We start from the raw sequence: 21,658 nt of genomic DNA, 5'->3' as shown, positions 1-21,658 counted from the left end.
CGAGAACATGGGGCGCCTCGCAGTCGTGGCGCTCGCCGTCGTCGGCTATGCCTTGCTGACCCATTGGCTGACGGTGCACGCGGCCGGGTCGGCGTGGGCGCTGCTGATCGTGTGGGGCCCGCTGCTGCTGTCCCTGGCCGGCTACGCGGCGGCGAGGCGGCGCTGGGTCATGCTGTCGGCCACCGTGGCTGGCCTCGCCTTGGTGGCGGTGGCCGGCAGCCTGTCCGACCTGCAGCGGATGTACCTGCTGCAGCACGCCGGCATCCACGCCGTACTCGGGCTGGTCTTCGGCGCCACGCTTCGCCCGGGCCACGTGCCGATGATCACCAAGGTGGCCCTGCGGGTGCATGGTGACCGCATGCTGCCCGCCATGCACACCTACACGCGGCAGGTGACCGTGGCCTGGGTGGCCTACTTCGGCGTGATGGTGTCCACCTCGCTGGCGTTGTATGCCTGGGCGCCATGGTCGTGGTGGTCGGCCTTTGCCAACCTGGCCACGCCGGTGGCGTTGGTGCTGATGTTCATCGCCGAATGGCGCCTGCGCTACTGGTTGCATCCGGATTTCGAACGGGTGCCGATCACCACCGCGATGCGCGCCTTCCGCCAGTCGCCGGCGGCCGGGACGCCATGAGCCGCCTGCAGCCGCTGTGGCAGGGGAGAGACCTGCAGGCTCCAGTGGCCTGGCGTCACGGCGTGCCGATCAGCGGGGCGCAGTTCCTGGCCGATGCGCAGCGCCTGGCCGGCCGCCTGCCGCCATCGGCCCGCGTGGTCAATCTGTGCGGGGACCGCTACGCCTTTTCAGTGGCACTGGCCGCGGCCTGGTCGCGCGGGGATGTCTGCCTGCTGCCGCCCAATGCCATGCCGCAGACGCTGGCGCAGGTGGCGCGGCCAGGTGAATCGCTGGTCGCCCTGGTCGACGATCCCGATTTCGTGCCCGCTTCCGGGCTGGCGGTGGAACTCGTCGATGCGCCCTGGGCCGAAGCCGCGCCGGCCGACATGCCGCTGCTCGAAGAGCAGGCCGACGCGGTCTGCCTCATGACCTCGGGCTCGACCGGCGTGCCCCAGCCGCACACCAAGGCCTGGGGCCCGTTGCGAGCCAACATCGCGGCGGGCGTCGAGCGCCTGGCGCAATGCCTGGGGCAGGCCGATCTCTCGGGCCTCACGGTGGTGGCTTCGGTACCCCCCCAGCACAGCTATGGGCTCGAATCGAGCGTGCTGCTGCCGCTGCTGGGCGGCGCGGCCTTCGACAGCGGGCGACCCTTCTACCCCGCCGACATCGCCGATGCGCTGGCCCGCGTGCCGCGCCCGCGCGCGCTCGTGACCACGCCGTTCCACCTCAAGACCTTGCTGCAGTCCGGCGTCCCCCTGCCGGCGACGGACCTGGTGCTGAGCGCCACCGCTCCGCTGTCGCCGCAACTCGCCGCTCAGGCCGAGGCGGCGTTCGGCGGCGCGCTGATCGAGATCTACGGCTGCACCGAGGCGGGCCAGGTCGCCACCCGGCGGACGTCGCAAGGCGACCAATGGCGCACCTTCGGCGAGCTGCGTGTGTGGCGCGAAGAGGGCGCGGAAGGCGAGCGCTTCCTCGTCCAGGGCGGCCACGTGATCGAGCCGACGCCCCTGGCGGACGTGCTGGAGCTCCAGGATGATCGCCACTTCCGCCTGCTGGGCCGCGCCAACGACCTGATCCACGTCGCCGGCAAGCGCAGCTCGCTGGCCTTCCTGAACTTCCAGCTCAACCGCGTGCCGGGCGTGCAGGACGGCTGCTTCTGGATGCCGGACGAAGTGGTCGAGGGCGTGGTCCGCCCCGTGGCCTTCGTCGTCGCGCCGGAGCTGAGCACGGCCGAGGTGATCGCCGGCCTTCGCGCCGTGCTGGAGCCGGCCTTTGTGCCGCGCAAGGTGGTGCACGTGGACGAGCTGCCGCGCGAAGCCACCGGCAAGCTCACGGCCCGAACGCTGCGCGAGTTCGCCTTGTCGCAACTCGCGCTTTCCAGGCCGTCCAGGGCATGACTGAAGCGGCTTCGATCGGCCAGCGCTGGCAGCTGGAGCGCCGGCTGTCGGCAGCGCATCCGAGCCTGGCCGGTCATTTCCCGGGGCTGCCGGTCTACCCGGGCGTGGTGCTTCTGGCGCAGGTGCTGGAGGCGGCGCTGTCGATCGAGTCCCTGGCGGCCTGGCTTGGCGTCTCGCCGCGGATCGAAAGTGTCAAGTTCCTCAGCCCGGTCATGCCGGCCGATGGTGCGGGGGACCTGCCCGTTTCCATCACCTTCACCCGGCGCGGCGGCGTGCTTGATTTCGAACTGGCTTGCGGTGCCGTGGTGGCCGCGCGCGGCCAGATGGCTCCCGCCCAGGACTGACCCGCGATGGCCCGAACGCCCGAGGCGCCGCCCGCTGCGCCCGCCGACTGGACCCGCACCCGGGAGCGCAGCAACCGCGGCACGCTGCGGCTGATGGCCTGGATAGCGGTTCACGCCGGGCGTCCAGTCGCCCGGCTGCTGCTGTGGCCCATCACCGCCTACTTCCTGCTGTTTCCAGGCGCAGCGGGGAGGCATTCGCGCCGCTATCTCGGGCGAGCGTTGGGCCGGCCGCCCAGCATTCGCGACGGCTGGCGCCATGTCTTCACGTTTGCCGCGACGGTGCTCGACCGCGTCTACTTCCTGCGCGACATGCGCGGGTGTTTCGACGTGCGGATCACCGGCGGCGAGCACCTGAGCGCGGTGCTGGCCCAGGGCCGGGGCGCCATCCTCGTCGGCGGCCACGTCGGCAGCTTCGAGGCCTTGTCGGCGCAGGGCCGCCAGCTCGCCCGGGAGAACGTCGCCATGGCGATGTACCCCGACAACGCGCGCCTGATCAACGAGACGCTGGAGGCCATCGCGCCGGGCTTCTCGATGCGCATCATCGCGCTGGGCCAGCGCTCGGCGATGCTGTCGATCCGCGACTGGCTGGATGCGGGCGGCGTGGTGGGCCTGCTGGCCGATCGCCGCCTGCCGGGCGCCGAGGATCGCACCGACACGCTGTGGATCCCGTTCCTCGGCCGCGAAGCGCCGTTTTCGCTGGGTCCATGGCGGCTGGCCCAGCTGCTGAGGCGGCCGGTCGTGTTCATGGCCGGTCTCTACAATGGCGGGCGGCGCTACGAGCTGCGCCTGGAACCGCTGGCCGACTTCAGCGAGGCCCCGGCGGACGCCGCCGGGCGCGAACGGGCGCTGCACGACGCGGCTCGCGCCTACGCGGCACGGCTAGAGTCGATCTGCCGCACGTCGCCCTACAACTGGTTCAACTTCCATGACTTCTGGCACGAAGAAGAGGCTGGCGGCCCTGGCCTGCGCGCTGATGACCGCAGCGCCGGCCTGGGCGCTGGAGCTCCCGGAACTGATGGGCCTGCTGGCGCAGACCAGGTCCGGTGAGGCGCGCTTCGTCGAGAAGCGCCAGGTCCAGGGCCTGGCGCGGCCGCTGCAGTCCAGCGGCACGCTGAGCTTCGTCGCGCCGGGTCGCTTCGCCCGCCAGACGCTGGAGCCGCGCCCCGAGGCGATGGTGGTCGACGGCGACCAGGTCAGCCTCACCCGCAACGGCCGCACCCGCCAGATGGCGCTCGATGCGGTGCCTGAGATGGCCCTGATGGTCAAGGCCATCCGCGGCACCCTGACCGGCGACGGCGCGACCTTGCGCCAGTCCTTCAAGCTCACGCTGCTCGGCACCGCCGCCCAGTGGACGCTGCAGATGGAGCCGCAGGATGCGCGCCTGGCCACGCAGATCAGCTACATCGTCGTCAGCGGCCGCCGCGGCGAGGTGCGTGGCATGGAGATGCAGCTGGCCGACGGCGACCGCTCGGTGATGACGATCGAGCCGCTGCCGGCCGGCGGCGGCTCTTCGGCCGCCCCGGCTTCGTCTCCGTGACGCGCGTGTCGGTCGTGATGCCAGCGCGCCGGAGCGGCGTCCTGGCCGCCTGGCTCGCCTTCCTGCTGGCTTGCGGCCTGGTCATCTCGAGAGCGCCGTTCGTGGCCGACATGTCGGCCTTCCTGCCGGCCAGTCCGGACCCGGCGCAGCAACTGCTGATCGAGCAGATCCAGCAGGGCGCACCCTCGCGAACGCTGCTGGTCGGCATCACCGGCGGCGACGCGGCGCAGCGAGCCGAGGCCTCCCGCGCCCTGGCGGGCGAACTCCGGGCCAGCGGCCTGTTCGAGCAGGTGCAGAACGGCGAGCGCGACGCCTGGCGCGAAGCGGGGGAGTGGATCGTCGAGCACCGCTACCTGCTGAGTCCCGCGGTCACCCCCGAGCGCTTCACGGTGCAGGGCCTGCGCGACGCCATCGAGGACAGCCTGTCGCTGCTGGGCACGCCCGCCGGTGCCGCGGTCAAGCCCCTTCTGGGCCGCGATCCCACGGGCGAGACGCAACGCATAGCCGAATCCATGATCCCGACCGAGGCGCCGCGGATGGAGCAGGGCGTGTGGGTCTCGCGACAGGCCCCGCGTGCCTTGCTGCTGGCGAGCACCAAGGCGGCCGGCTCCGACCTCGATGGCCAGGCGAGGGTGCTGCAGCGCATCCGCGAGGCCTTCGCGCCTTCGGCCCGCGCCGGCCTGGGACTGCAACTCAGTGGCGCTCCGGTGATCGCGGTGGGCAGCCGCGAGCGCATCCAGCACGAGGCCGCCTGGCTGGCCGGCAGCGGGGCCTTGGTGATGGGCAGCCTGCTGTGGCTGGCGTTCGGCTCGCTTCGCGCACTGGCCGTGGCCGCGCTGCCGGTGGCCACCGGCGTGCTGGCCGGCATTGCGGCGGTGGCGCTCGGTTTCGGCCATGTGCACGGCATGACGCTCGGCTTCGGCAGCACGCTCATGGGCGAGGCGGTGGACTACGCCATCTACTACCTCATCCAGGCGCAACCCACCTCGGCGTCGGATCCGCCGGGGAACGGGTGGAAACGCTGGCTGAGAGAAAGCTGGCCGACGGTGCGACTGGGTCTGCTGACATCGCTGACCGGCTTCGTGGTGCTGGCCTTCTCCGGCTTTCCCGGGCTGGCCCAGCTGGGGGTGTTCTCCATCAGCGGCCTCGTCGCCGCCGCAGCGGCCGCCCGCTGGGTCCTGCCGCGCCTGATGCCCGACGGCGCGCCCCCTTCGCGCTGGCGCCGCCCGCTGGGGCGGGGCCTGGCCCGCGCGCTGCCGTGGCTGCAGCGCAGCCGCTGGCTGTGGCCGGCGCTGGCGCTTCTGGCGCTGGGGATGGTGGCGAACTCGCACGGCCGGCTGTGGCAGGGCGAGCTGTCCGCCTTGAGCCCGGTCGCGCCGGCCGAGCTGCAGCTGGATGAGCAACTGCAGGCGGACCTTTCGACGGCCGATGGCGGCAGCCTCCTGATCGTGCGAGGAGCCGACCTGGAGACCGCGCTGCGTGGCGCCGAAGCCGCCGGTCGCCGGCTCGACCAGGCCGTGGCCGAGGGGCTCCTGGCGAGCTTCGACTCTCCCGCCCGCCTGCTGCCCAGCCAGGCCACCCAGGCCGCGCGAAGGGCGAGCCTGCCCCAGCCCCCGGTGCTGCAGGCCAGCCTGCGCGAGGCGGTCCACGGGGGGGCTCTGGAGGGCACCGCGATGGATCGCTTCCTCGCTGAGGCGGAGCAGGCCCGCCAGGCTCCCCTGCTGACGCGCGAAACGATGCTGGCCTCGCCGCTGGGCCCCTTGCTGTCGACGCTGCTGGCCGGCCGGTCGGACGGCTCGTGGACGGCGCTGCTGCCCCTGCATCCGCTGGCCGGCCGACCGCTGGACACGGCGGCGGTGGGCCGGCTGCTGGCCGATGTCCCGGGGGCCCAGGTGCTGGAGATCAAGCCGGAGCTGGATCGCCTTTATGCCGGCTATCTCGACGCGGCGCGCTGGCAGGCCGCCCTGGGCGCCCTGGCCGTCCTGCTGCTGCTGGCGGCCTGGCGGCGCAGCCTTCTTCGGGCCTGGCGCGTCGCGCTGCCGCTGGCCCTTTCGGTGCTCCTGTGCCTCGGCGGATTGCACGCCGCCGGCGTGCAGCTGGGCGTGCTGCACTGGGTGGGCCTCATGCTCGTGGTGGCGGTGGGGTCGAACTACGCGCTGTTCTTCGATGCTCCGGTCTCCGGCGCGTACGACGAGGACACCCTGGCCTCGCTGCTGCTGGCCAATGCCACCGCGGTACTGTCGTTCGGCCTGATCGCGCTGTCCGAGATTCCGGTGCTGGCCGCGATCGGGCAGGTCGTCGCCCCGGGTGCCTTGCTGGCCCTGGCGATTTCCGCGGCGTTTGCCCCTAGAGCCGCTACCCCGGCGCGGACGACCCCTGTGTGACAATGCCGCCGCGCCCGCCAGAGGCGCCGGCCGCCGGGCCCTGCCGACGATGTCCCTCGCTCTCGATCACCACTCCGCCCTGCCTGCCTCCTGGCGCCCCTCCTGGTTCATCCAGGCCACGTTCGCCTGCCACGCGGTGGCCCTGGCCGTGGTGTGGTGGCAGCCGCTCTGGGCGCTGGTGGCGGTGCTCGCCAACCATGGGCTCATCGTGGCCGCCACGCTCTGGCCCCGCAGCCAGTGGTTCGGCCCCAACCTGGTCCGCCTGCCCGAGGCGTCGCGGCTGCGCGGCGAGGTCGCCATCACGATCGACGATGGCCCCGATCCGGCGGTGACGCCGCAGGTGCTGGATCTGCTGGCGGCCGCCGGCGTGCGGGCGAGCTTCTTCTGCATTGCCGATCAGGTGGCCGCGCACCCCGCGCTGGCGCGCGAGATCGCCGCCCGGGGCCACGACATCCAGAACCACACCGCTTCGCACCGCCACAGCTTTTCCTTCCTCGGCCGGCGAGGGTATGCGGCGGAGCTGGAGCGCGCGCAGCGCCTGATCGAATCCGTCACCGGGCAGCGGCCCCGCTGCTTCCGCGCTCCGGCGGGTTTTCGCAATCCTTTCCTGGCCCCGGTGCTCGCCCGCCTGGACCTGGCGCTCGTGACCTGGAGCCGACGTGGCTTCGACACCCGCGAGGCCGAGCCGCAACGCGTGCTGCAGCGGCTGACGCGATCACTGAACGCCGGCGACATCCTGCTGCTGCACGACGGGCACGCGGCCCGCACGGCCGAGGGCGAGCCGGTCATCCTGCAGGTGCTGCCGGGCTTGCTCGAGCGCTGCCGGGCCGCCGGCCTGCGGCCGGTGCGCTTGACCGACGCGCTGACCGAGGCGAGAGCCCATGGATAAGGCCTGGCAGACCCTTCATGAACGGGCCTGCTGGCCCTATCGCGGGGCTGGCCGCTTCGCGTGGCACTTTGCCCGCGGCAAGCTGGCCCGCGATCCGGTCTTTCGGGCCATGCTCAGCCGGGGGCTCGTGCCCGCCCACGCGCGCGTGCTCGACCTGGGCTGTGGTCAGGGCCTGCTCGCCAGCCTGCTCGCGGCGGTCGACCAGCACCATCGGGATCACGGCTGGCCCGCCGATTGGGCGCAGCCGCCGGTCCAGGCTCGCTACACGGGCGTCGAGCTGATGCCGCGCGACGTGGAGCGCGCGCGCGCCGCCTTCGCGTCGTCGGGCTTCGATGCGGCGGTGCTCTGCGCGGATATCCGCCAGGTGCCGCTGCCGGCCAGTGACGTGGTGGTGATCCTCGACGTGCTGCACTACTTCCCCCATGCGGCCCAGGCCGAGCTGCTGCAACGCGTGCGTCATGCCCTGGGTCCCGCGGGCCGCCTGCTGCTTCGCATCGGCGACTCGTCGGATCGCCGGCGGTTTCGCGTCAGCCAATGGGTGGACCGCACGGTCACCCGGGTGCGCGGGCACCGCGTCACGCCGACCTTCTGCCGCCCGCTGGAAGAGTGGCGCCAGCTGCTGGAGGGGTTGAACTTCCGCGTGCAGAGCCTGCCGATGAGCCGGGGCACGCCCTTCGCCAACGTGCTGCTGGTGGCCGACCTCGGCGCGCGGCCCGGAGAGACGACATGAACCGTTGGCCGGTGGCCACCTACACGATGACCAGCGCCCTGGGGCGCGGGAACGGGGCGCATGCCGATGCCCTGCGCGCCGGCCACAGCGGCCTTCGGCTGCAGCGCTTCGAGATGGCGCAGTTCGACGCCTGGCTGGGGCTGGTGGACGGGGTCGACGACGAGGCTCTGCCCGGGCCGCTGAGCGCCTTCGATTGCCGCAACAACCGGCTGGCGTGGATGGGCCTGCAGACCGACGGATTCGCCGAAGTGGTCCAGGCGGCCGCGGCGAGGCACGGCGCTCACCGCATCGGGGTGTTCGTTGGCACCAGCACCTCGGGCATCCTGCAGACCGAACTGGCGTATCGCGAGCGGGATCCGGCCACTGGGGCCCTGCCTTCCTGGCACGACTACGCGCACACCCACAACACGGCGTCGGTGGCTCGCTTCACCCAGCAGGCCCTGGGCCTCGCCGGCCCGGCCTGGGCCGTATCGACCGCCTGCTCTTCGGGCGCCAAGGTTTTCGGCGCCGCCGCACGCCTGCTCGCCCTGGGCGTGATCGATGCGGCAGTCGTCGGCGGCGTGGACAGCTTGTGCCTGACGACGCTGTACGGCTTCAACTCGCTCGAGCTGCTGTCGCCCGATGTCTGCCGGCCCTGGGACGGGTCGCGCAAGGGGCTGTCGCTGGGCGAGGCGGCGGCTTTTGCGCTGCTGGAGCGGGATTCCGCGGCGCCGGCCGCCTGGCTGCTGGGCGTCGGCGAAAGCAGCGACGGCTACCACATGAGCACGCCCTTGCCGGATGGCGCGGGCGCGGCGGCTGCCATGCGGCAGGCGCTCGACCAGGCCGGCCTCGACTCGGTCGACTACCTCAACCTGCACGGCACGGCCACGCCCAACAACGATTCGGCCGAGGACCAGGCGGTGCGCGCGGTGATGGGCGCCGACACGCCTTGCAGCTCCACTAAAGGGGCGACCGGCCACACGCTCGGCGCCGCCGGTGCGCTGGAGGCGGGGCTGTCGATGCTGGCACTGCGGCAGGGCTGGATGCCGGGCGGGATCACCTTGCAGACACGCGATCCGCAGTTGACCGCGAACTATCTCGCCCAGGGACGCGCCGCGACACTGCGCACGGTCGCCAGCAATTCATTCGGCTTTGGCGGCTCCAACGCCTGCCTCGTCTTTGGAGCAGCGGCATGAGCCCCGCCCGGCCGCCCGTAGGGGCTCATTCCCTCTTGGAGGGACCGGGCCGCAGGCCCGAGGGTGCACCAGTGAGCGCCGCCCGGCCGCCCGCAGGGGCTCATTCCCTCTTGGAGGGACCGGGCCGCAGGCCCGAGGGTGCACCAGTGAACGGCGTGCTCTCCGTCCGGGTGCTGGGTGTGGGGATCCTGGGTCCGGGGCTGACGGGCTGGGTGCAGGCGGCGGCCTGCATCGCCGAACCGCAGGCCTGGGTCAGCGCAACCACCACGCTGCCCGTCCCTGGGCGGCTGCCGGCCGCCGAGCGCCGGCGGGCCGGCTCGCTGGTGAAGCTCTCGCTCGGCGTGGCCGACCAGGCGCTCGAGATGGCGGCCGCCGGCGGTCATGTCGTCGACGTGGCGGGCCTGGCCACGGTCTTCACCTCGTCCAGCGGCGACACCCTGAACTGCCACGCGATGTGCGAGGCGCTGGCGACGCCGGAGCGGGCGGTGTCGCCGACGCGGTTCACGAATTCGGTCCACAACGCGACCGCAGGGTACTGGCACATCGCCACCGCTTCGCGGGCGGCATCGACCAGCCTGTGCGGCTTCGACGCCAGCCTGGCCGCCGGCCTGCTCGAGGCCGCGGCGCAGGTCACTGCCACGTCACAGGGGGTCCTGCTGGTCGCGTCCGACATTCCCTATGCGCCGTCCTTGCAGCCGCAACGGCCCATGCCCGATGCGTTCGGCGTGGCACTGCTGCTGGGGCCGTCCGGTGCGGGCGGCGCATCGACGGCGACGCTGCATATCGCGTCGGCAACGCCGGGCGAGACGATCACCTCCTGCGCGGCTTCCGACCTGGAGGCCCTGCGTCGTGGTATTCCGGCGGCAGGCGTGCTGCCGCTGATCGAGGCCATGGCCCTGCGGCGAGACGCACGCGTGGTGCTCGAGGGGCTGGGGACGCACCGGCTCGCCGTGGACGTGTCCGCATGAACCACCCTGCGTCAAGCTCCGACCGCTTTGAGGGCGCCCGGTCCCTCTCGGAAAGGCCCGGCCGCATGTCCGAGGGCGCACCGTTGAGCCTGGCTGGCACTCCCGACGAACGCCATCCCGCCACGCCGGCTACGCTGGACCACGCCGGCATCGCCGCGCGGGTGCCGCACCACGGCACCATGTGCCTGCTGGATCGCCTGCTCGCCTGGACGGATGACAGCGTCACCTGCAGTGCCCTCGGCCATCGTGATCCGGCTCATCCCCTGCGCAGCGAGAGCGGCCTGCTGGCGGCGCACGCCATCGAGTACGCCGCGCAGGCCATGGCCCTGCATGGCGCGCTGCGCGCGGAGGCTGCTGGCGCGGCCGCCGGCCCGGTGCCCGGCTACCTGGCCAGCGCCCGGGGCGTGCGCCTGGGCCGCTGGCGGATGGACGACGCGCCCGGCCCCCTGCGCATCGAGGCCGAGCGCATCGCCGGCGACGCCCGCCAGCTGCTCTACGGCTTTCGCGTGACCGACGCTGCAGGTGCATGCCTGGCGGAGGGCCGGGCGACCGTCGTGCTCAACACGCCACTGCGGCCTGCGGCCACGATGCCATGACGATGAACCTGCAAGGCAGGCGCTGCCTGATCACGGGCGCCAGCGGCGCGCTGGGGGCGGCGATGGCCAGGCGGCTGGCTCGCGAAGGCGCGCACCTGCTGCTGCACGCCAACAGCCGGATCGAGACGGCTCAGGCTCTTGCGGAAGAGATTCGCGCGGCAGGCGGCGCAGCGCAGGCGCTGGCCTTCGACGTGACCGACGGACCGGCCGCCCAGGCCGCCTGCGAGGCCTTGCTGGCCGATGGGCCGGTGCAGGTGATCATCAACAACGCCGGCATCCACGACGACGCCGTCTTCCCCGGCATGCGCGCCGAGCAGTGGCACCGGGTCATCGACGTGTCGCTGGACGGATTCTTCAACGTCACGCGTCCGCTGCTGCTGCCGATGCTGCGCACGCGCTGGGGACGCGTCATCAACATCTCGTCGGTCGCCGCCATCATGGGCAACCGCGGCCAGGTGAACTACGCCGCGGCGAAGGGCGCGCTCAACAGCGCCACCAAGGCGCTCTCGCTCGAGGTCGCCGGCCGCGGCGTGACGGTCAACGCCATCGCCCCGGGCATCATCGAGTCGCCCATGACTGGCGCGGTCTTCGATGCCAAGGCCGTGGCGGCGCTGGTGCCCGCGGGGCGTGCCGGCACGCCGGATGAAGTGGCCGCGCTCGCCGCCTTCCTGGCCGGGCCGGAGGCCGGCTACATCACCGGCCAGGTCATCTCGATCAACGGCGGGATGGTCTGAAGGCGGCTCAGGCCTGGAAGGGTGGCCGGCCGGTGAGGCGGCGCCAGGCGAGCAGCGGCAGGCGCAGCACGAATTCGAGCACCAGCCGCGTGTGCATCCAGGTGAGGAGCACGTTGTCGCGGCCGTAGTGGAAGTGCGAGACGCCGCCCTCGGCCGCGCTGAGGTACTTGACCGGCGCATCGGCGTTGATGGGCTTGACGCCGCGCCAGGCCAGGCGCACGACGGCCTCGGTGTCGAAGTCGAAGCGGCGCATCCACGGCTGGCGGCGCATCACCGCGATCAGCTCGTCGATGGGGTAGACGCGAAAGCCGTAGAGCGAGTCGCCGATGCCGGCGCCGAGGGTCTCGAGATTGGTCCACCCGTTGGAGATCTTGCGGCCGCGCACCCGCAGCAAGGGGGCGCTGGCATCGAAGACCGGCCGGCCCAGGATCATCGCCTCGGGGCGCTCCGCCGCGGCCTTCATGAACGATGGAATGAGCGACGCCGGGTGCTGGCCGTCGGAGTCCATCGTCAGCGCCTGGCGAAAGCCGGCCGCCCGCGCCTGCTGCAGCCCGTGCAGGACGGCTGCACCCTTGCCCTGGTTCTGCGGCAACACGAGGAGCCTGACCCCGGCGTCGCCGGCCACGGCCTGGGCCAGGAGGCGGTCGCTGCCGTCGGTGCTGCCGTCGATCACCACCCACACCGGGTTCCACTGGGCGCGGGCGGCCAGGACCGTCTCGACCAGCTTGGGGCCGGTGTTGTAGCTGGGGATCAGCACCAGCTGGCGTTCGGAGGGCGTCGTTGGAGGGCTCATGGGGCGGGCGAAGGGCCGCCCAGCTCCTGGGCGATGTAGGCCTCGATCTGGCGCAACTGGGCGGCGGGATCTTCGGCCGGCTCGAAGCGCCGGCCCAGGCGCACCGAGAACTCGATCGGCAGCGGTGGCAGCCGCCACAGCGGCCAGCCCTTGCCGAGGTAGGGCGAGCGGGTGTCGATGATGACCGTCTGGATGGGCGCACCGGCCATCTTGGCGATGACGGTGAAGCCCGGGCGGAAGGGGTTGATCGGCCGCCTGGTGGTGCGCGTGCCCTCGGGGAAGAGCACCAGCTGGCCGCCCGCCTTGAGGTCGGCCACCGCCTGTCGCACCATGCCCAGCGGCGAATCGTTGCGGATGTAGCGGGCCAGGCGTGCGCCCGTGCCGAGGAAGGGGTTGCGGGCCAGGCTGGCCTTCATCACGCAGGCACTGCGCGGCAGGTGCGCGACGAGCATCAGCGCGTCCAGCATGCTGGGGTGGTTGGCCACCACGATCAACCCCGGTTCGTCACGCAGCGGATCCAGCGCGGCTGCGTTCATCCGCAGCAGCCCCGAAGCGTTGGCGATCTTCCAGAACAGGCCGTAGCCGCGGGAGATGCCGGCACGGCCGATCTCCAGGCCGCGCTGGCGGGGCAGCAGCGGATACAGCACCATCGCGATCAGGTTCCAGCCCAGCGACATCAGGCCGAGCAGCAGCAGTTGCAACCAGAGCAGGACGAGCATCAAGGGGCGCAGCAGCCAGTGGTTCATCGCCATCCGGCCCTCACGGCTCCTGTGCCACGAGCCGGGACGAACGGGCGAAGATCCAGCTGACGGCGATGCCGGCCGAGAACTGGTGTCGGTCGCGTACCAGGGGACTGTCGATCACGCCGTGACCAGCGACCTCGTCATGGCGCACGAACATGCCCATCCACCAGTTGCCGAACTGGCGCGACAGGGCCGCGGTGGCCTGCCAGCCCTCGTAGCCGGCCCCGGCGCGGAAGGCCGGCCGGCCGACGGTGGCGTCGCCCGGGCGCACGGTGTAGAAGTAGTCGTGGTAGCGCCGGTCGCCGAACAGCGGGCCCGCGAGCAGGCCGACGTTCCAGTCGCCCACGGTCTGGTCGAGGTTGAGGTGCGGCGCGCTGACCCACCCGACATGGCGCGGGGAGGACTCGACGGTGAAGACGCTGCGCACCGGCCAGCGGAAGTCGAGCTTGTGGTTTTCGCCGCGGGCCAGGGTGTAGGTCCAGGCCGGGCCGATCTCCACCGTGGGCGACAGGTCGGCCATGCCCTGGCGCGCCCGATTGTCCTCGCTGTCGGTCGGGGCGCTGGCCGCGAAGCTCAGGTTCAGCTCGCTGCGCTCGGTATCGAACAAGGTGGCGCGGGCGCCGTCACGGTCGGCCTTGAACAGGTCGCCCCGGTAGATCACGTAGGGGACCGGCAGCCACCAGGTGGTCGACTGGTCGGACCCGCGGTAGTGCGGCATGGTCAGCAGGCCGGCACCCATGCCGAGCTCCCACAGCGGCTTGTCCTCGGCGTGCGCGGACTGCAGGGCCAGGCAAGCGATGCCGATCCCGATCGCCAGCCGGCCGGGCTGGCGCGACCTGCGCGACGCCGTCACGCCAGTTCCCCGGGTGCGGTGGCGTGGGCCTCGATCTCCACCAGCAGGTCGCCGCGGCAGATGTCGGCCTGGAGGTAGATGGCCTGGTGAGCTGCGTGCGAATCTGCACCGACGGCCGCCTCGAAGCGGCGCCGGACCTCTTCCACATCCGTGGCATGGCGGACGTAGATGGTGCAGGTCATGGACGGCAGCTCGAAGCGGGCGCTGCCTCGTTCGTGTGCTGCGCCGATCACGGCCTCGAGGTTGCGCAAGGTCTCTTCCGTCTGGGCCTTCACATCGCCCGGGTGGACGCTCGCGCTGCCGACGATGCTGGCGGTGCCCGAGATCAGCAAGGTCAGCTGGCCCGCGCAGACGGGCAGCAGCACCGCGCGCGAGAAGGTGGGCGTGCGCGGGCCGAACTCGGACGGATAGCGCCAGGCAGGCACCTGGCGAGGGTTCTCCAGCGGCCGCGGTGGCGTGCGACCGGCCAGGAAGCGGACCCGGAACACGCCGTCGTCATGGGTGCCCAGCGCGCATGCGGCGGGCGCGCCCGCGAAGGCGTCTCGCCGGGCGTCCAGGAAGGCCTGTTGGCGCCCGAGGTTGAACTGCCGGTAGCGCTCCAGGCCCGACTGCTCGCGGTTGATGGCGGGCAGGTAGTTCCACAGGCGCACCAGGTGCGGCGTGCCGGCCGCCTCCAGGGCGCCGAAGATGCCGGTGTAGGCCTGCTGGGCCAGCTCGGCGAGCCCGGCTTCGGCCTGCTCGGGCGTGCTGTCGTAGGCGCCGAAGAGCCATTGGCCATCGGTGTGCCAGCGAACCGGGCCGAGCTCGTCGTGGCGGATGCCTGGCCCGGCCGCCCATCCATCGAGCTCGTCTGCATTGGCCGACAGGCGGCGAAATCCGACGCCCGTGGTCATCGGTGCTGCATCCGCCTGCGGCGCCTGGTAGCCCACGCCGCCCAGCCAGCGGCCCTCTCGAAGCAGCGCGGCGACCTGTGCCGGATTCGTGATGCGCAGCGCCCTCAGCGCCGGGTGAGGAGGAGAGCCACTCATGCCGTGCCCTCCATCACGTTCTCGCCCTGGGTCGGGCCCACGTCGCGGATGTTGGCGCGGCGCCGGCGCCAGACGCTGAAGCTGCGCAACGGATGCATGAGCTGCGAGACGTAGTAGATGAACTTGAACGCCAGGATGGAACGCCAGATCGGCGTGCGGCCGAAGATGTCGCCGGCCAGCAGCGAGAGCACCGCGTCCTTCACCCTCATGGGGTTGGCGGGGTACATGAACAGGTCGCGGATGGTCGGGTTGGTGATGCGGAAGATGAACCACCCGAAGATCCTCGGCCCGTCGAGCAGCAGCTTCGTGTAGCGCTGCCGGGCGGCGGCGGCTTCGGCCGGGCGGTCCAGCGTGGCGGCGACGAGCTCCGTCACGGCGAAGGCGCTGTTCATCGCCAGGTACACGCCGGAGGAGAACACCGGATCGACGAAGGCGAACGCGTCGCCGACGAGGGCAAAGCGATCGCCACAGCATTCGGTGCCCGTGTAGGAGTAGTTGCCCGTGGCATGCACGGCGTCACCGACCAGGGTGGCGTTCGCCAGCCTTGCCTGCAACTGCGGACACAGGGCGATCGTGTCGGCGAAGAACTCCTTCAGCGGCTTGTCGCGCGACTTCAGGTAGTGCGGCCAGCACACCGCGCCGATGCTCGTGGTGCCATCGGCCAGCGGGATGAACCAGAACCAGCCGTGCTGGAACCAGAAGATGCTGATGTTGCCTTCCTGCTTGCCGGGCAGCCGCTCCGCACCGGTGAAGTGGCCGTAGAGCGCGGCGCTGTTGTGCTCCGGCATCTTGCGTTTGGTCCTGCGCAGGCCGGCCAGGAGGGCATCGCGGCCGGTGGCGTCGATCACGTAGCGCGCGCGCCAGCGGCGCTCGCTACCGTCGTCCAGCCGCGTCTGCACCCAAGCACCTTCATCGTCGAAGCTCACCTCGCGCACGCGGCAACCCTCGATCGTCTCGGCTCCGCACGCTCCGGCGTGGCGGAACATCAGCTCGTCGAGATCGGACCGGCGCACCTGCCATGAGTAGGGCATGGACTTGTCCCAGGCGTCCGCGAATTCCAGGAAGCTGCGGTGCTCGTGATCGGGCGAGACGAACTCGATGCCCCACTTGGGCATGCCGATCTTTGCCACCTCTTCGCGCAGGCCCAGCTTGTCGAACAAGGCCACGTTGGCGGGCAGCAGCGACTCGCCGATGTGAAAGCGGGGGTGATGCGCCTTCTCGGCCATCACGACGCGTCGCCCCTGTCGGGCCAGCAGCATCGCGGCCGTGGAGCCGCCCGGGCCGCCGCCGATGACGAAGACGTCGCAGTCGGCGTGGTCAGGGGGGAGGGCGTGCGGTGGTTTCGAGCTGTCCGGCGGCGTCATGCGGCGGCGATGGGCTTGGTCGCGGTGTACTCTGAAAAGACGCCGAGTTCGACATGGCGCTTCACGTCGGTGAACCCTGCGTTGGCCAGGGCCTCCATCACCGCGTCGGGCGGGATGCAGGCCTCGATCGTGTCCCAGTAGTAGCGCCACAGCTTCGGCGTCTCGGCGCCGCGGCTGACGAACCAGGCCGCCGCGGGCACCAGCAACCTCATGTAGGCCTTGAGCAGCCAGGCGCCCCAGCGCGACGCCGGCTTGGTGATCTCGAGGATCAGCAAGCGGCCGCCAGGCTTGAGTGCGCGGTGGAATTCGGCGAAGGCCGGACGCACATCGCTCAGGTGCCGCAATGCGTAGCCCATGCTGAGGAAGTCGGCGCTGGCGTCGGGCCTCGGCAGCTTTTCGGCAAAGCCCTGCAGCAGTTCGATGCCGGGCAGATGGGCCTGGCTGAGCATGCCGGGACTGGGGTCGACGCCCACCAGCGATCCGCTCGGGCCGACGATGGTGAGCGCCTCGCGGGCGACGAGGCCGGTGCCGGTCCCCACGTCGAGCACCCGGGCGCCCTCTTTCAGACCTGCACGCTGCAGGGCCTGGCGCCGATACCACGGCCCGGTGCCGAAGGCGAGGATGCGTTCGATGCGGTCGTAATCGACCGCCGTGCCGTCGAAGATCGCCTGCACGAAGGCGCGGTGCTGTTCCTTGCTTTCGTAATAGCGGGTCAGCGTGCCGTGCGGCCGCAATCCGTCCTGCGAGGGGGGCGTCGTGCTCATCCGTGGATTATCGCCGGCCCGGTGTGGGGTTCGAGGAGGGGATACTCCCCCTAACGCATGGAAGGGCAGTGGGCTCATGGGTGAAGGGATCAGGGCGCTGCGCATCCTGGCGGGCCCGTCGGCGAGGGCGCAGCTGCGCGAGCGAGGGTTGCGTCCGCAGGATGTGCGAGTGATCCCTGCAGCGGCCGGCGGCCCGAAGGGACTTGCACTGAATCCGCTGGACCGCTACCTGTTCGGCCACTGGCTGCCGCGATCGAGCCACACCGTGCATCTCGTCGGCGCCTCGATCGGCGCGTGGCGCATGGCGGCGGCGTGCCTGGGCGATGCCGATCACGCCCTTCAACGTCTGGCCGAGGACTACATCCAGAGCGACTATTCGCGCGCCGACGGGCAGACCCCCACGGCTCGTTCGGTGAGCCAGGATTTCGCGGACACCCTGCACCGCCATTTCGATGGCCGCCAGGCCGATCTGCTGGCCCATCCGCACTGGCGCCTGCACGTGGTGACCAGCCGGGGGCGGCACCTGCTTCGACGCGAGGGCCGCTTCAGCACCCCGTTGGGCTTCATGACCGCCTTCGCCGCCAACGCGGTGTCCCGGCGAGCGCTCGGCGGCTGGATGGAGCGGGTCGTGTTCTCCGACGGGCGTGATGCCCTGCCGCTGCCCCTGACCGATTTCCGCACGCGCACCGTCCGCCTCGATGCCGGCAACCTGGTGCCGGCCGTGATGGCCAGTTGCTCCATCCCCTTCTGGATGCAGGCCGTGCACGACATCCCCGGGGCCCCGCCGGGGGCCTACTGGGATGGCGGCATCACCGACTATCACCTCCATTGGCGCTACGACGGCCTGGGGGACGGCCTCGCCCTGTATCCGCACTTCCAGGCGGCCGTGGTGCCGGGCTGGCTGGACAAGTCGCTTCGCCACCGGCACCGGGCCACGCCCGCGCTGGACCGCCTCGTCGTGCTGGCGCCGAACCCGGCCTGGGTGGAGACCTTGCCGGGCGGCAAGCTGCCCGATCGGGGTGATTTCAAGCGCTACGGGACGGATGTGAAAGCCCGCCAGGCGGCCTGGCGGGGCGCCGTCTCGCAAGGGCAACGGCTGGCAGACGAGTTCGCGGACCTCGTGGAATCGAGCTCGTCGATCGAGGCCGAAGCCCTGTAGTTGTCCACGAGCAGGCCCCTGGACTTAGAATCGAAGCTTCCACACCAGCACCAAGAGCAGGAAAGGCAGCACGGGTTATGACACCGCGAACTACGACCTCTGGAGTTGATTCCTAGTCGGCCGCGGCTCGTTCGAACACGTTCTTACTTTCCCTCACACGAAGCGCGGCCACCTTGCCGCGCTTTTTGTTTTGGACTTCCCATGATCAAGATCTCTTTGCCCGACGGTTCCCAACGCGAGTACCCGGGCCCGCTCACGGTGGCCGACGTCGCCGCCTCGATCGGCCCCGGCCTGGCCAAGGCGGCGCTGGGCGGCCGCATCGGCCACGGCGCCGAAGCCAGGCTGGTGGACACGAGCCATCGCATCGAAGCCGACGCGGCCCTGGCCATCGTGACGGACAAGGATGCCGAAGGTCTGGACCTGATCCGCCACTCCACGGCGCACCTGCTGGCCTATGCGGTGAAGGAGCTCTTTCCCGAGGCCCAGGTGACGATCGGCCCGGTCATCGACAACGGCTTCTTCTACGATTTCTCCTACAAGCGCCCGTTCACGCCCGAGGATCTGGCGGCCATCGAGGCCAAGATGGTCGAGCTGGCGAAGAAGGACGAGAAGGTCGAGCGCCGGGTGTTGCCGCGCGACGAGGCGGTGGCCTATTTCGCCGGCATGGGCGAGCACTACAAGGCCGAGATCATCGGCTCCATCCCGCCGGGCGAGGACGTGTCGCTCTACCGCGAGGGGACGTTCGAGGATCTCTGCCGCGGCCCGCACGTGCCGTCCACGGGCAAGCTCAAGCACTTCAAGCTGATGAAGGTGGCCGGCGCCTACTGGCGGGGCGATCATCGCAACGAGATGCTCCAGCGCATCTACGGCACGGCCTGGGCCAGCAAGGAGGATCTGCAGAAGTACCTGACGATGCTGGAGGAGGCCGAGAAGCGTGACCACCGGCGCCTGGGCCGCGAGCTCGACCTGTTCCACATCGACGAGCACTCGCCCGGCACGGTCTTCTGGCATCCCAAGGGATGGGCGGTCTGGCAGTGCGTCGAGCAGTACATGCGGCAGGTCTACCGCGACAACGACTACCTAGAGGTCAAGGGTCCGCAGATCCTCGACAAGTCGCTGTGGGAGAAGACGGGCCACTGGCAGAAGTACCGCGAGAACATGTTCACGACGGAGTCGGAGAAGCGCGACTACGCCATCAAGCCGATGAACTGCCCGGGTCACATCCTGATCTTCAAGCAGGGCATCAAGAGCTACCGCGACCTGCCGCTGCGCTACGGTGAGTTCGGCCAGTGCCACCGAAACGAACCGACGGGCGGGCTGCACGGCATCATGCGGGTGCGCGGCTTCACGCAGGACGACGGCCATATCTTCTGCACGGAAGACATGATCCTGGACGAGTGCGTGGCCTACACGGCGCTGCTGCAGAAGGTCTACGCCGACTTCGGGTTCCAGGACATCCTCTACAAGATCGCCACGCGGCCAGAGCAGCGCATTGGCTCGGACGAGAGCTGGGACAAGGCCGAGCACGCGCTGATGGAGTCGCTGCGCCGCTCGGGCTGCGAGTTCGTCGTCTCGCCCGGCGACGGCGCCTTCTACGGCCCCAAGATCGAGTACACGCTCAAGGACGCCCTCGGCCGCGAATGGCAGTGCGGCACGATGCAGGTCGACTTCTTCATGGCCGAGCGCCTGGGCGCCGAGTACGTGGCCGAATCGGGCGAGCGCAAGACGCCGGTGATGCTGCACCGGGCCATCGTCGGCAGCCTGGAGCGCTTCATCGGCATCCTGATCGAACAGCACGCGGGGGCCCTGCCGGCGTGGCTGGCGCCGGTCCAGGTGGTGGTCTCGTCCATCACCGAAGCACAGGCCGATTACGTCGAATCCGTGGTCAAAACGCTGAGAAAACAAGGAGTTAGGGCCGAGGGTGATTTGCGCAACCAGAAGATCACGTTTAAAATACGCGAGCATTCGTTGCAAAAGGTCCCGTACATCCTCGTCGTAGGCGACAAGGAAAAGGCAAGCGGGGCCGTCGCGGTGCGCGCCCGAGGCAACCAGGATCTGGGCGTGATGTCCCTCGCAGACTTCCAGTCGAAGCTCGCAGGCGACATTGCGGCCAAGCTCTGAGGTTTTGCCTCGGTTTTCGTTCGCCGAACGTTTTTGTCGGGTCCTGCCCTTGCCTCAGGACCTGTTTAAGGGGTTTGAACCATCGCTACCTTTGCCGACCGTCGGATGCCCAACGTCGAGCGCAAGCATCGACTCAACCGCGAAATCATGGCCCCGAATGTGCGCCTGAATGACGTCAACAACGAGCCGCTCGGCATCGTGAGCATTCAGGATGCGCTGAGGATGGCTGGTGAAGCCGACGTGGACCTGGTCGAGATTGCCGCCCAAGCCGATCCGCCGGTCTGCCGGTTGATGGACTACGGCAAGTTCAAGTACCAGGAGCAAAAGCGCGCCGCCGAAGCGAAGTCCAAGCAGAAGGTCATCGAAGTCAAGGAAGTCAAGTTCCGGCCCGGCACCGATGAGGGCGACTACGCGATCAAGATGCGCAACCTGCGCCGCTTCATCGCGGAGGACGGGGACAAGGGCAAGGTGACGCTGCGGTTCCGCGGCCGTGAGATCACCCACCAGGACATCGGCATGCGCCTGCTGGAGCGCATCCGAGACGAACTGTCCGACGTGGCACTGGTCGAGCACATGCCCAAGCTGGAAGGCCGCCAGATGATCATGGTCCTGGCGCCGAAGAAGAAGTAGCGGTCGTTGCGACCCGAGAATTGAAGGATTCGCCCGGCGGTTGGTCGCCGCCGGGATGAAGAGAGAAGCCTGGCAGGCCCGTCAAGCGTCGCCGAACCCTCGGTGGCCGCCCAGCCTAGGCAATTGATAAGGAGCAGTCATGCCCAAGATGAAGACCAAGAGCGGGGCCAAGAAGCGCTTCCGCGTCCGTCCGGGTGGCACCGTCAAGCGCGGTCAGGCGTACAAGCGCCACATCCTCACCAAGAAGAGCACGAAGACCAAGCGCCAGCTTCGCGGCGCCGCCAATGTGCACGAGACCAACATGGGCCACGTCGCTGCGATGCTGCCCTTCGCCGGTCTCTGATCTTCTGACGACGGACTGAAAGGAAAGCACAAATGCCTCGCGTCAAACGTGGTGTCACCGCCCGCGCCCGCCACAAGAAGATCCTGGCCCTGGCCAAGGGCTTCCGTGGTCGCCGCAAGAACGTCTTCCGCATCGCCAAGCAGGCGGTGATGAAGGCGGGCCAGTACGCCTACCGTGATCGCCGCACCAAGAAGCGCGTCTTCCGCCAGCTGTGGATCGCCCGTATCAACGCCGCCACGCGTGGTCTGGGCCTGACCTACAGCAAGTTCATCGCCGGCCTGAAGAAGGCCAACATCGACCTGGACCGCAAGGTCCTGTCGGACATGGCGATCAACGACCCGGCCGCTTTTGCGAGCATCGTCGACAAGGTGAAGGCCCAGCTGAGCTGATACCGTCGCATGCCCCGCGGGGCCTCGTCAGAGGCTTCCAGGGGCTGCACTGGCACTCCAAGGCCGTCACCTGCTGGTGCGGCCTTTTTTATTTCGCTTCTCATTCC

General features: G+C 70.3%; 23 protein-coding genes. 17 read left to right on the top strand and 6 right to left on the bottom strand.

What is annotated here, in order from left to right; translation table 11 throughout:
• Positions 1 to 7 precede the first annotated feature (7 nt).
• From ACS5PM_RS21035 to fabG, 12 genes are all read left to right on the top strand, one after another.
• Entirely contained in the window at positions 8 to 631 is a 624-nt protein-coding gene (locus tag ACS5PM_RS21035; RefSeq protein ID WP_439389639.1) for a COG4648 family protein, read from the top strand.
• Positions 628 to 2,007, top strand: coding sequence for an AMP-binding protein (locus ACS5PM_RS21030; protein WP_439389638.1), 1,380 nt, complete (start codon positions 628 to 630; stop codon positions 2,005 to 2,007). The genes ACS5PM_RS21035 and ACS5PM_RS21030 overlap by 4 nt, the downstream gene beginning before the upstream one ends.
• Positions 2,004 to 2,351 carry an ApeI family dehydratase gene (locus tag ACS5PM_RS21025; RefSeq protein WP_439389637.1) on the top strand — a complete coding sequence of 116 codons (348 nt, stop codon included), beginning with the start codon at positions 2,004 to 2,006 and terminating at the stop codon, positions 2,349 to 2,351. Before ACS5PM_RS21030 ends, ACS5PM_RS21025 begins: the two co-directional genes overlap by 4 nt.
• A 6-nt stretch (positions 2,352 to 2,357) precedes the next feature.
• Positions 2,358 to 3,398: a lysophospholipid acyltransferase family protein gene (locus tag ACS5PM_RS21020; RefSeq protein ID WP_439389636.1), complete on the top strand. Its 1,041-nt coding sequence runs from the start codon at positions 2,358 to 2,360 to the stop codon at positions 3,396 to 3,398.
• Positions 3,325 to 3,888 carry a LolA-related protein gene (locus ACS5PM_RS21015; protein ID WP_439389635.1) on the top strand — a complete coding sequence of 188 codons (564 nt, stop codon included), beginning with the start codon at positions 3,325 to 3,327 and terminating at the stop codon, positions 3,886 to 3,888. Before ACS5PM_RS21020 ends, ACS5PM_RS21015 begins: the two co-directional genes overlap by 74 nt.
• Positions 3,889 to 3,905: 17 nt before the next feature.
• Entirely contained in the window at positions 3,906 to 6,272 is a 2,367-nt protein-coding gene (locus tag ACS5PM_RS21010) for an MMPL family transporter (RefSeq protein ID WP_439389634.1), read from the top strand.
• A 49-nt stretch (positions 6,273 to 6,321) separates the two neighbouring features.
• A complete protein-coding gene (locus ACS5PM_RS21005) occupies positions 6,322 to 7,161 on the top strand; it encodes a polysaccharide deacetylase family protein (RefSeq protein WP_439389633.1) in 840 nt (279 codons plus the stop codon).
• A complete protein-coding gene (locus ACS5PM_RS21000; RefSeq protein WP_439389632.1) occupies positions 7,154 to 7,891 on the top strand; it encodes a class I SAM-dependent methyltransferase in 738 nt (245 codons plus the stop codon). The genes ACS5PM_RS21005 and ACS5PM_RS21000 overlap by 8 nt, the downstream gene beginning before the upstream one ends.
• Complete coding sequence (locus ACS5PM_RS20995; RefSeq protein WP_439389631.1) at positions 7,888 to 9,066, top strand: beta-ketoacyl-[acyl-carrier-protein] synthase family protein; 1,179 nt, start codon at positions 7,888 to 7,890, stop codon at positions 9,064 to 9,066. The genes ACS5PM_RS21000 and ACS5PM_RS20995 overlap by 4 nt, the downstream gene beginning before the upstream one ends.
• Before the next feature lie 146 nt (positions 9,067 to 9,212).
• Positions 9,213 to 10,034 (top strand): beta-ketoacyl synthase chain length factor, encoded by an 822-nt coding sequence (locus tag ACS5PM_RS20990; protein WP_439389630.1) that lies wholly within the window; start codon positions 9,213 to 9,215, stop codon positions 10,032 to 10,034.
• A gap of 65 nt (positions 10,035 to 10,099) precedes the next feature.
• The gene (locus ACS5PM_RS20985; protein ID WP_439389629.1) at positions 10,100 to 10,630 is read left to right on the top strand and encodes a hotdog family protein; all 531 of its coding nucleotides are present in this window, start codon (positions 10,100 to 10,102) and stop codon (positions 10,628 to 10,630) included.
• A 2-nt stretch (positions 10,631 to 10,632) separates the two neighbouring features.
• Positions 10,633 to 11,364 carry a 3-oxoacyl-ACP reductase FabG gene (fabG, locus tag ACS5PM_RS20980; protein ID WP_439389628.1) on the top strand — a complete coding sequence of 244 codons (732 nt, stop codon included), beginning with the start codon at positions 10,633 to 10,635 and terminating at the stop codon, positions 11,362 to 11,364.
• Positions 11,365 to 11,371: 7 nt separating this feature from the next.
• Here fabG and ACS5PM_RS20975 read toward each other — a convergent pair whose 3' ends face one another.
• Genes ACS5PM_RS20975 through ACS5PM_RS20950 form a run of 6 tightly spaced genes read right to left on the bottom strand, consistent with a single transcriptional unit; the run spans position 11,372 to position 16,909 of the window.
• Positions 11,372 to 12,157: a glycosyltransferase family 2 protein gene (locus ACS5PM_RS20975; protein ID WP_439389627.1), complete on the bottom strand. Its 786-nt coding sequence runs from the start codon at positions 12,155 to 12,157 to the stop codon at positions 11,372 to 11,374.
• Entirely contained in the window at positions 12,154 to 12,903 is a 750-nt protein-coding gene (locus tag ACS5PM_RS20970; protein ID WP_439389626.1) for a lysophospholipid acyltransferase family protein, read from the bottom strand. The genes ACS5PM_RS20975 and ACS5PM_RS20970 overlap by 4 nt, the downstream gene beginning before the upstream one ends.
• 13 nt (positions 12,904 to 12,916) lie before the next feature.
• Positions 12,917 to 13,753: a MipA/OmpV family protein gene (locus ACS5PM_RS20965; protein ID WP_439389625.1), complete on the bottom strand. Its 837-nt coding sequence runs from the start codon at positions 13,751 to 13,753 to the stop codon at positions 12,917 to 12,919.
• Entirely contained in the window at positions 13,750 to 14,781 is a 1,032-nt protein-coding gene (locus tag ACS5PM_RS20960) for a chorismate transformation FkbO/Hyg5 family protein (RefSeq protein WP_439389624.1), read from the bottom strand. The genes ACS5PM_RS20965 and ACS5PM_RS20960 overlap by 4 nt, the downstream gene beginning before the upstream one ends.
• Complete coding sequence (locus ACS5PM_RS20955; protein WP_439389623.1) at positions 14,778 to 16,145, bottom strand: NAD(P)/FAD-dependent oxidoreductase; 1,368 nt, start codon at positions 16,143 to 16,145, stop codon at positions 14,778 to 14,780. The genes ACS5PM_RS20960 and ACS5PM_RS20955 overlap by 4 nt, the downstream gene beginning before the upstream one ends.
• Complete coding sequence (locus tag ACS5PM_RS20950; protein ID WP_439389622.1) at positions 16,142 to 16,909, bottom strand: class I SAM-dependent methyltransferase; 768 nt, start codon at positions 16,907 to 16,909, stop codon at positions 16,142 to 16,144. Before ACS5PM_RS20950 ends, ACS5PM_RS20955 begins: the two co-directional genes overlap by 4 nt.
• A 76-nt stretch (positions 16,910 to 16,985) precedes the next feature.
• Here ACS5PM_RS20950 and ACS5PM_RS20945 point away from each other — a divergent pair, with 76 nt between their 5' ends.
• The 5 genes from ACS5PM_RS20945 (at position 16,986) to rplT (ending at position 21,551) form a co-directional block, all read left to right on the top strand.
• On the top strand, positions 16,986 to 18,068 hold the full coding sequence (locus ACS5PM_RS20945) for a patatin-like phospholipase family protein (protein WP_439389621.1): 1,083 nt from the start codon (positions 16,986 to 16,988) through the stop codon (positions 18,066 to 18,068).
• 201 nt (positions 18,069 to 18,269) lie between these two features.
• Positions 18,270 to 20,189: a threonine--tRNA ligase gene (gene thrS / locus ACS5PM_RS20940; protein ID WP_439389620.1), complete on the top strand. Its 1,920-nt coding sequence runs from the start codon at positions 18,270 to 18,272 to the stop codon at positions 20,187 to 20,189.
• Positions 20,190 to 20,294: 105 nt separating this feature from the next.
• Positions 20,295 to 20,819, top strand: coding sequence for a translation initiation factor IF-3 (gene infC / locus ACS5PM_RS20935; protein ID WP_439389619.1), 525 nt, complete (start codon positions 20,295 to 20,297; stop codon positions 20,817 to 20,819).
• Positions 20,820 to 20,958: 139 nt separating this feature from the next.
• On the top strand, positions 20,959 to 21,162 hold the full coding sequence (gene rpmI, locus ACS5PM_RS20930; protein WP_439389618.1) for a 50S ribosomal protein L35: 204 nt from the start codon (positions 20,959 to 20,961) through the stop codon (positions 21,160 to 21,162).
• A 32-nt stretch (positions 21,163 to 21,194) separates the two neighbouring features.
• A complete protein-coding gene (gene rplT / locus ACS5PM_RS20925) occupies positions 21,195 to 21,551 on the top strand; it encodes a 50S ribosomal protein L20 (protein WP_439389617.1) in 357 nt (118 codons plus the stop codon).
• Positions 21,552 to 21,658: the final 107 nt, after the last annotated feature.

Source organism: Ideonella flava, assembly GCF_051857595.1.
Lineage (GTDB): Bacteria > Pseudomonadota > Gammaproteobacteria > Burkholderiales > Burkholderiaceae_C > Ideonella.
Note: the sequence above shows the minus strand (reverse complement) of the source record. Positions and strands in the feature narration are given on the sequence as shown.

Bases quoted from the DNA above. Each gene is read 5' to 3' on its own strand.
- ACS5PM_RS21035 (WP_439389639.1), top strand. From the start codon at position 8: ATGGGGCGCCTCGCAGTCGTGGCGCTCGCCGTCGTCGGCTATGCCTTG.
- ACS5PM_RS21030 (WP_439389638.1), top strand. From the start codon at position 628: ATGAGCCGCCTGCAGCCGCTGTGGCAGGGGAGAGACCTGCAGGCTCCA.
- ACS5PM_RS21025 (WP_439389637.1), top strand. From the start codon at position 2,004: ATGACTGAAGCGGCTTCGATCGGCCAGCGCTGGCAGCTGGAGCGCCGG.
- ACS5PM_RS21020 (WP_439389636.1), top strand. From the start codon at position 2,358: ATGGCCCGAACGCCCGAGGCGCCGCCCGCTGCGCCCGCCGACTGGACC.
- ACS5PM_RS21015 (WP_439389635.1), top strand. From the start codon at position 3,325: ATGACCGCAGCGCCGGCCTGGGCGCTGGAGCTCCCGGAACTGATGGGC.
- ACS5PM_RS21010 (WP_439389634.1), top strand. From the start codon at position 3,906: ATGCCAGCGCGCCGGAGCGGCGTCCTGGCCGCCTGGCTCGCCTTCCTG.
- ACS5PM_RS21005 (WP_439389633.1), top strand. From the start codon at position 6,322: ATGTCCCTCGCTCTCGATCACCACTCCGCCCTGCCTGCCTCCTGGCGC.
- ACS5PM_RS21000 (WP_439389632.1), top strand. From the start codon at position 7,154: ATGGATAAGGCCTGGCAGACCCTTCATGAACGGGCCTGCTGGCCCTAT.
- ACS5PM_RS20995 (WP_439389631.1), top strand. From the start codon at position 7,888: ATGAACCGTTGGCCGGTGGCCACCTACACGATGACCAGCGCCCTGGGG.
- ACS5PM_RS20985 (WP_439389629.1), top strand. From the start codon at position 10,100: ATGTCCGAGGGCGCACCGTTGAGCCTGGCTGGCACTCCCGACGAACGC.
- fabG (WP_439389628.1), top strand. From the start codon at position 10,633: ATGAACCTGCAAGGCAGGCGCTGCCTGATCACGGGCGCCAGCGGCGCG.
- ACS5PM_RS20975 (WP_439389627.1), bottom strand. From the start codon at position 12,157: ATGAGCCCTCCAACGACGCCCTCCGAACGCCAGCTGGTGCTGATCCCC.
- ACS5PM_RS20970 (WP_439389626.1), bottom strand. From the start codon at position 12,903: ATGAACCACTGGCTGCTGCGCCCCTTGATGCTCGTCCTGCTCTGGTTG.
- ACS5PM_RS20960 (WP_439389624.1), bottom strand. From the start codon at position 14,781: ATGAGTGGCTCTCCTCCTCACCCGGCGCTGAGGGCGCTGCGCATCACG.
- ACS5PM_RS20955 (WP_439389623.1), bottom strand. From the start codon at position 16,145: ATGACGCCGCCGGACAGCTCGAAACCACCGCACGCCCTCCCCCCTGAC.
- ACS5PM_RS20950 (WP_439389622.1), bottom strand. From the start codon at position 16,909: ATGAGCACGACGCCCCCCTCGCAGGACGGATTGCGGCCGCACGGCACG.
- ACS5PM_RS20945 (WP_439389621.1), top strand. From the start codon at position 16,986: ATGGGTGAAGGGATCAGGGCGCTGCGCATCCTGGCGGGCCCGTCGGCG.
- thrS (WP_439389620.1), top strand. From the start codon at position 18,270: ATGATCAAGATCTCTTTGCCCGACGGTTCCCAACGCGAGTACCCGGGC.
- infC (WP_439389619.1), top strand. From the start codon at position 20,295: ATGCCCAACGTCGAGCGCAAGCATCGACTCAACCGCGAAATCATGGCC.
- rpmI (WP_439389618.1), top strand. From the start codon at position 20,959: ATGCCCAAGATGAAGACCAAGAGCGGGGCCAAGAAGCGCTTCCGCGTC.
- rplT (WP_439389617.1), top strand. From the start codon at position 21,195: ATGCCTCGCGTCAAACGTGGTGTCACCGCCCGCGCCCGCCACAAGAAG.